6 protein-coding genes are annotated in these 6,688 nt (G+C 74.9%); all 6 read right to left on the bottom strand.

Features of this window, described 5'->3' with window-relative positions; translation table 11 throughout:
• Window positions 1-221: 221 nt before the first annotated feature.
• Entirely contained in the window at window positions 222-1,394 is a 1,173-nt protein-coding gene (locus ACRYMN_RS11490; RefSeq protein ID WP_432495098.1) for a DUF475 domain-containing protein, read from the bottom strand.
• Window positions 1,395-1,518: 124 nt separating this feature from the next.
• Window positions 1,519-2,094: a TerD family protein gene (locus tag ACRYMN_RS11485; protein WP_432495096.1), complete on the bottom strand. Its 576-nt coding sequence runs from the start codon at window positions 2,092-2,094 to the stop codon at window positions 1,519-1,521.
• Window positions 2,095-2,231: 137 nt separating this feature from the next.
• A complete protein-coding gene (locus ACRYMN_RS11480; RefSeq protein ID WP_432495094.1) occupies window positions 2,232-3,026 on the bottom strand; it encodes an AIM24 family protein in 795 nt (264 codons plus the stop codon).
• A 43-nt stretch (window positions 3,027-3,069) separates the two neighbouring features.
• The gene (locus ACRYMN_RS11475) at window positions 3,070-4,206 is read right to left on the bottom strand and encodes a hypothetical protein (protein ID WP_432495092.1); all 1,137 of its coding nucleotides are present in this window, start codon (window positions 4,204-4,206) and stop codon (window positions 3,070-3,072) included.
• A 9-nt stretch (window positions 4,207-4,215) separates the two neighbouring features.
• The gene (locus tag ACRYMN_RS11470) at window positions 4,216-5,265 is read right to left on the bottom strand and encodes a hypothetical protein (protein WP_432495090.1); all 1,050 of its coding nucleotides are present in this window, start codon (window positions 5,263-5,265) and stop codon (window positions 4,216-4,218) included.
• A gap of 5 nt (window positions 5,266-5,270) precedes the next feature.
• Complete coding sequence (locus ACRYMN_RS11465) at window positions 5,271-6,536, bottom strand: toxic anion resistance protein (RefSeq protein ID WP_432495088.1); 1,266 nt, start codon at window positions 6,534-6,536, stop codon at window positions 5,271-5,273.
• Window positions 6,537-6,688 lie beyond the last annotated feature (152 nt).

Raw genomic sequence — 6,688 nt, 5'->3', positions numbered from 1 at the left:
GGCCGGGCAGGGGGGTGGGCGGGGGGCCGTGGCGCCAGGTGGTCGGCCAGCGTGCGCGCGCTGCGGCGCGGACCGGGGCGTCCGAGGAAGTTGTGCACCGCCTCGGCCGGCCGACCGTCGCCCGCCACCTGGTCCTCCTCCGCCGCGCCCCGCCCGCCCGTGCCCGTCAGTGCCCACCCGTGCCCACCCGTGCCCGGCCCGCCGCCCCCTCGGGGCGTCCGTCAGGCGGTGGCGTGCGCCTCCACGCGCGCCTCCTCCGGGTGGCGGCGGTTGCGCACGATGGAGCTGATGAGCGCCGCCACGATGAAGGCCAGGCCGATCAGGCCGGTGACGACCTCGGGGATGTGCACCTCGATGCTGATGATGAGGATGACGGCGAGGGCGCCGATGGCCCACAGGGCGCCGTTCTCGAGGTAGGGGTACTGCGCCAGCGTCCCCTCGCGCACCAGGTGCACGGTCATCGACCGGATGTACATCGCGCCCACGCCCAGGCCGATCGCGATGATGATCGGGTCGGAGGTGATGGCGAAGGCGCCGATGACGCCGTCGAAGGAGAAGGAGGCGTCCAGGACCTCCAGGTACAGGAACAGGAAGAACGCCGCCTTGCCGGTGGCCTTGGCGACCCCGCTGGGGCCCCCGCCCGAGCCGCCGCTGCGCTGGGCGACGACGGCACCGGTGCCGGCGGCCGCGGCGCCCGCCTGGTCGGCGTGCTGCTCGTCGCCGTGCTCGAGGTGCTCCTCGACGTTGAACAGCTCGCCGAGGCCGTTGACCAGCAGGTACGTGAGGATGCCGGCCAGGCCGGAGGCCAGGACGGTGCGGCCGTGGTCGGTGGCGAAGGTCTCCGCCGCCACCAGCAGCACCGCGCCGGCGACGATGACCTGCACCGCCTCGAGCTTGCCGATGCGCTCGCCGAGGCGCTCGACCGGCTTGAGCCAGTGGTGCTCCTTCTCGCCGAACAGGAAGTTCAGGAAGAGCATGAGCAGGAACATCCCGCCGAAGGCCGCGATGGTCGGGTGCGCCTCGTTGAGCGCGTACCCGTAGGTGCCGGGCTCCTCGGGGTCGCCGCCCTCGAGCGCGAGCTGGACCGTCTCGACCGGTCCCAGGCCCGCGGTGACGCTGACCAGGATGATCGGGAAGACCAGGCGCATGCCGAAGACGGCGATGATGATGCCGACGCTGAGGAAGATCCTCTGCCAGAAGTCGCTCATCCTCTCCAGCACCGTCGCGTTCACGACGGCGTTGTCGAAGGACAGGCTGATCTCCAGCACGCACAGGATCACCACCAGGAGCAGCGCCTGGAAGATGCCGAGGTGGGCCGACAGGCCGTACCAGGCGGCGAGGACCAGCCCCACGATCGTCACGGCGAACGACCAGCCGTAGGTCTTGAGGATCACGCGTCTGCTTCCTGTTCGTTCGAGCCCGTCGCACGGGCGGGACACCGCACCCTCTCAGGCGCGGTACCCGGCGGCCAGCCGCCGCGCGGCGCTGCGCCGCGCGGCCGGCCGGCTCGGCGGGGGGTCAGACGCTGACGCCGAAGTCGGTCGCGATGCCGCGCAGGCCGTCGGCGTAGCCCTGGCCCACGGCGCGGAACTTCCAGTCGCTGCCGTTGCGGTACAGCTCCCCGAAGACCATCGCGGTCTCGGTGGAGGCGTCCTCGGAGAGGTCGTAGCGGGCGACCTCGGTGCCGCCCTCGGCGTTGACCACGCGGATGAACGCGTTGCGCACCTGCCCGAAGGACTGCTTGCGGGTGTCGGCGTCGTAGATGGCCACGGTGAAGACGACCTTGTCGATCTCGGCCGGGATCCGCGAGAGGTCCACGTTGATCTTCTCGTCGTCGCCGTCGCCCTCACCGGTGCGGTTGTCGCCGGTGTGCTCGACGGAGCCCTCGGGGGACTTCAGCTGGTTGAAGAAGACGAAGAAGCCGTCGCTGGGGACCTTGCCGTTGGCGCCGACCATGATCGCCTGGGCGTCGAGGTCGAAGTCCGAGCCGGTGAAGCTGTTCGCGTCCCAGCCGAGCCCGATGACGGCGCGGGTCATGCCCGGCGCCTCCTTGGTGAGGGAGACGTTGCCGCCCTTGCTGAGGCTGACGCCCATGGTGTGCGCTCCGTTTCGTCGGTCGTGCGTCGGAAGTGCGTCGGTCGTGCGGGCCCGTGCCCGTGCGCGGGACCCGCGTGGGGTGCCCGCCCCGGATCAACGTGCGCGGGGGGCGGGCTGGTTCCGGCGGGCGGCCCTCAGCCGCGCGAGCCGGAGAAGAGGCCCCCCAGGGCGCCGACGCCCTGCTGGTCGGGCTTGGCGGCGTTCTTGGCCAGCGCCCGGGCGAAGCCCTCGATGGTCACCGACTGCAGGATGACGCGCCCGTTGCCGCGCAGGGTGGCCAGGGTCAGGCCCTCACCGCCGAAGACGGCGTTCATGATGCCCTGGCGGTTCAGGCGGCCCACCGTCTCCACGCTGTACTGCACCCCGTCGTCCCAGGCGACGATGCAGCCGGTGTCCACCCGCACCGTGCCGCCGTAGTCGGCGGGGTTGAGGTCGATGAAGTCGCCCGCGCCGGCGATGAGCAGCGAGCCGCGGCCGGTGAACTTCTCCAGGATGAAGCCCTCCCCGCCCATGAGCCCCTGGCCCAGGCCGGAGAAGGCGACGTCGAAGCGCACCCCGGCCTCGGCGGCGACGAAGGCGTCCTTCTCGGCGTACCACGTGGTCGAGCCGTCCAGCTCCAGGTGGCGCATCTCGCCGGGCAGGACGCCGGCCAGCCCCAGCAGCCCGTCGCCGCCGGGGGTGGAGAAGTGCTGGAAGGCGAAGGACTCCCCCGCCAGCACCCTCTTGCCGGCGCCGACGGCGCCGCGCAGCAGCCCGCCGATGCCGCCCTCGCCGCCCTTCTCGCCGGGGGCGGACAGCTTGGTCTCCACCGCCACGTCGCCGGAGGAGAAGAGGAACTTGCCGGCTTCGGCGTAGACCACCTGCCCCGGCCTGAGGGTGACGACCGCCATCTGCGTCGTCGTGCCGACCAGCTGCACGTCCAGGGTCACGTCCCGCTCCTCCGTCGTCGGTCCCCGGGCCGAGGGCCCGGGCTCACAGGTCCAGCTCGCCGCGCCGGAACTTCGACTCCAGGAACCGGCTCTGCTGCTGCTGGCGCTCGACGTCGGCGTCGTGCACGGCGTCGCGCAGCCGGCGCGCGCCCTCCAGCAGCAGGTGCAGCTGGCTGCGCAGCTCCTCGGCCGGCGTGGTGCCGGCGGCCGTGCGGTGCTCGCGGGCGTAGTCGGCGGGCAGGGCCAGGTAGTCGTCCACCGTGCGCGGCAGGTGCTCGGTGGCCAGCGTCTCCAGGTCGTGGCGCACCCGCGGGTCGGCGCCGCGCTCGGCCACGCGCAGCAGCAGCGGGGAGAGCAGCTCGGCGGCCTCGTGCACGAGCACGACGTCGGCGCGCTCGAAGCGGCCGCTGGTGTCCACGCGGTGCACCGTCGCCAGCAGGGCGCGCTCGGCGTCCGTCACCGGCGGGTCCGCCTCGGGCACCCGGCGGGCGGCGAACGGCGGCGGCGGCACGGGCGGCGGGCCCTGCGGCGCCGGGGCGGGAGCGCCGCGCAGCGCGCGCCGCCCGCGCCCGCCGGCGGGCCCGGGTCCGCCGGTCACCGCCGGGGGCCCGCCGGCCAGCTCGGCGCGCAGGGCGCGCAGCTCGCGCCTGCGGCGGCGGCGCAGCTCCTTCTTGTGCGCCTCGTAGGCGCCGTTGGCCCCGATCCAGGCGAACATCACCACCAGGGCCACCGCCCACAGGCCGACGGCGTACAGCGTGATCCACAGCCCCATCCAGCCGAAGCGCACCGCTTGCAGGACCGCGTCGGGCACGAACCCCACCCGCGGCAGCGTGGCGCCCAGGGGGGTCAGCCGGGACTCGTCGACGCCGAGCTCCTCGATCTCGCGCGCCTCGTCATCGTCCCCGCCGCGCCGCGCCGGGTGGGCGCCGCGCGCGTCGCCGCGCACCTCGTTGCGCAGCGGCGGCGAGGGCGGGCGCGGGTGGAACGGCACGGGCGGCGGGCTGGAGCGCACCGGCACCGCGGCACCGGCGGCGGGCGGCGCACCGGGCGTGCCGGGCGGCGCGGTGGGCGCGCCGGGCAGGCCGGGCGGTGGCGGGCCCGCGGGCCCGGCCGCCGCGGTGGGCTCCCCCTCGCCGGGCTCGGGCACCTGGGCGGCGCCCCTGCCGAGATCGACTCCCACCACGGCCTCCTACAGGTCCAGGTCCGAGCGGCGGAACTTCGCGTCCAGGAAGCGGCCCTGCTCGCTGAGCAGGCGCGCGTCGTGGTCGTAGACGGCCTGCTGCAGCTCGCGCGAGCCCTCCAGCAGCAGCCCGAGCTGGGTCAGCAGCTCCTCGGCGGGCGTGGTGCCGGACGGGCCGCGGTGGTGCAGCGCGTAGTCCTCCGGCAGGCCCAGGTAGCGCTCCAGCGCGCCGGGCAGGTAGTCGGTGACGATGGCCTCGAGGTTGTGCAGCTCCTCCACCCGCGCGCCGCGGCGGGCCACGTGCGCCAGCAGCGGGCGCAGCACGTCCTCCACGTCGCGCACGGCCGGCACGGCGCCGTCGGGCAGGTGCCCGCCGGCGCGGTTGGCGCGGTCCACCGTCGCGCGCAGGCGCTCCTGCAGCGCCTGCACCGGGTCGGCGGGCGGGGCCGGCTCCACCGGGGCGGGCGGGGCCTGCTCGAGCGCCTCCCGCTCGCCGGTGAAGGCCGCCTTCAGCCGCAACCACCGTGAGTTCGCCATGACCGCGTGCACCAGCCCCGTCCCCCACGTGCCGGCGCCCACCAGGGCGGCCAGCAGCACCCACCACGAACCCTGCGCGAGCAGCGCGAGCGCCCCGGTGCAGGCCACCAGGTACGCCGCCGCCGCCACGACCCACTGCGGCCGTCGCGCGCGCAGCCCCATGTAGAGGAACGCCAGCCAGGGCAGGCCCACGGCGGGGATCGCCAGCCACCAGGAGTTTGCCGCCCGCCAGGCGCGGCTGCGCAGCCGGCGCGAGACCACCTCCGGCGGCGCCTGCGCACCCCGCCGCGCCGGGGTGCGCGCCGGGCGGCCGCCGGGGCGCCGCCCGCGCACGACGGCGCGCTCCTCCGCCCCGCGCGCGCGCACGACGGCCCGCTCGGTGCCGCGGTGCGAGCCCTGCACGGCCTGCTCCGCGGTGCGCAGGGCGTCCTGCACGGCGCGCTCGGTGGAGCGCCGCGCCTCCTCGACGGCGCGTTCCGCGGCCCGCTGGGCGCGCAGGCCGCGCGGCACCCGCTCGGCCACCGCGCTCACCTGCCCGGGCCGGGCAGGGCCGGGCCCGTGCCGTCCTGCTCGGCGTTGCGCGCGCGCTCCAGGTAGGAGCGCGAGCGGTGCACCTGGCCCTCCAGCGCGTCCACCGTGCTGGCCATGCTGACCACGGCCTGCTGCTTGAAGGTGTCGATGGCGTCCATCGTGGCGAAGACGTTGTCGAAGGCCTTCTGCAACGTGGCCACGTCCACCGTGGCCGTGGAGGCCTGCTGGTGGATCTGGGCGGTCTGCTGCTTGAGCATCTCCGAGGTCGACAGGATCATCTGGTTCGTCGTGGTGTTCAGGGCGTTGATCTGGTCCAGCACGAGCTTCTGGTTGGCCAGCGCCTGCGCGACGATGACGGCGGTGCGCAGCGCGGCGACGGTGGTGGTCTGCGCGCGGTCCACGCCCTTGATGAGCTCGATGTTGTTCTTGCGCACCAGGTCCAGCGCCAGGTAGCCCTGCACGCTGACGGCGAGCTGCGTCAGGAGGTCCTGGTGGCGCTGGCGGATGGGGAAGAGCGCGTCCGCCGTGAGCGCCTCGGCCGCCTGCGGGTTCGCCACCCGCACCTCCTCGATCTTGGCGACCGTGGCCTCGTCGAGGGCCTTGGCGAGGGTGGCGTACTCGGTGAGCTTGCCCATGGTCGCCCACAGGTGCTGCTTCTCGGTCTCGATGGAGGCGTTGTCGCGGCGCAGCTCGTCCTGGCCGCTGGCGAGCGCCTTGATGATGGCGTCGAGCTGGGACTGCGCGTCCTGGTAGCGCTCGAAGTAGCGCTGGACCTTGCTGCCCATGGGGATCAGGCCGAGGATCTTCTTGGCGCCCTTGAGGTCGGCGCGGCCGGGGTCCAGCTCGGTGATGGTGCGCCGCAGGTCCAGCAGCGTGCCGGCCACCTTCACCTGCGCGTCGGCGCCGGGCCCGGAGGCCTTCTGCCCCTTGGCGCCGGCCAGGGAGGACGCCGGGCGCTCGAGCATGCGGTTGGACACCTGCGCGGAGGCGCGCACCTCCTGCTCGCCCATGCGCGTGATGTCGTCCACGCGCTTGGTGAAGGCGGGGCTGCGCGGGTCCTGGGCGGCGAGGTCGGCCACGAACGCCTGCGCCTTGCGGGCGAGCTCCGCGCGGGTGGCCTCGTCCAGCGGGATCATGCTCTCGGCCTGCTCGTCGGCGACCACCGGGACCGGGGCGGGCGGCGTGAGCTGGAGGTCGCTCGCGGCCGGCGCCGGCGCCGCGGGCGGCGTCAGCGGCTTGCTCAGGTCCAGCGACTCCGACATCAGGCGGTCCCCCTCGTCCTCGGGTGCTGCTGCGCGCGGCCCCTGCCCGGAGCCGCACCGGCCCAACGATCCTGCCCGCGGTCGAGTGCCCGCGGCATCCACCCGACGGGGGACCCGCGGGTGCGCCCGGGGGCTGGGCCCGGGGGCGCCCG

The organism is Kineococcus gypseus (genome assembly GCF_050871305.1).
In the GTDB taxonomy this organism is placed as follows: domain Bacteria; phylum Actinomycetota; class Actinomycetes; order Actinomycetales; family Kineococcaceae; genus Kineococcus; species Kineococcus gypseus.
The sequence above is the reverse complement of the archived record's forward strand: the minus strand, read 5'-3'. Positions and strand labels throughout refer to the sequence as shown.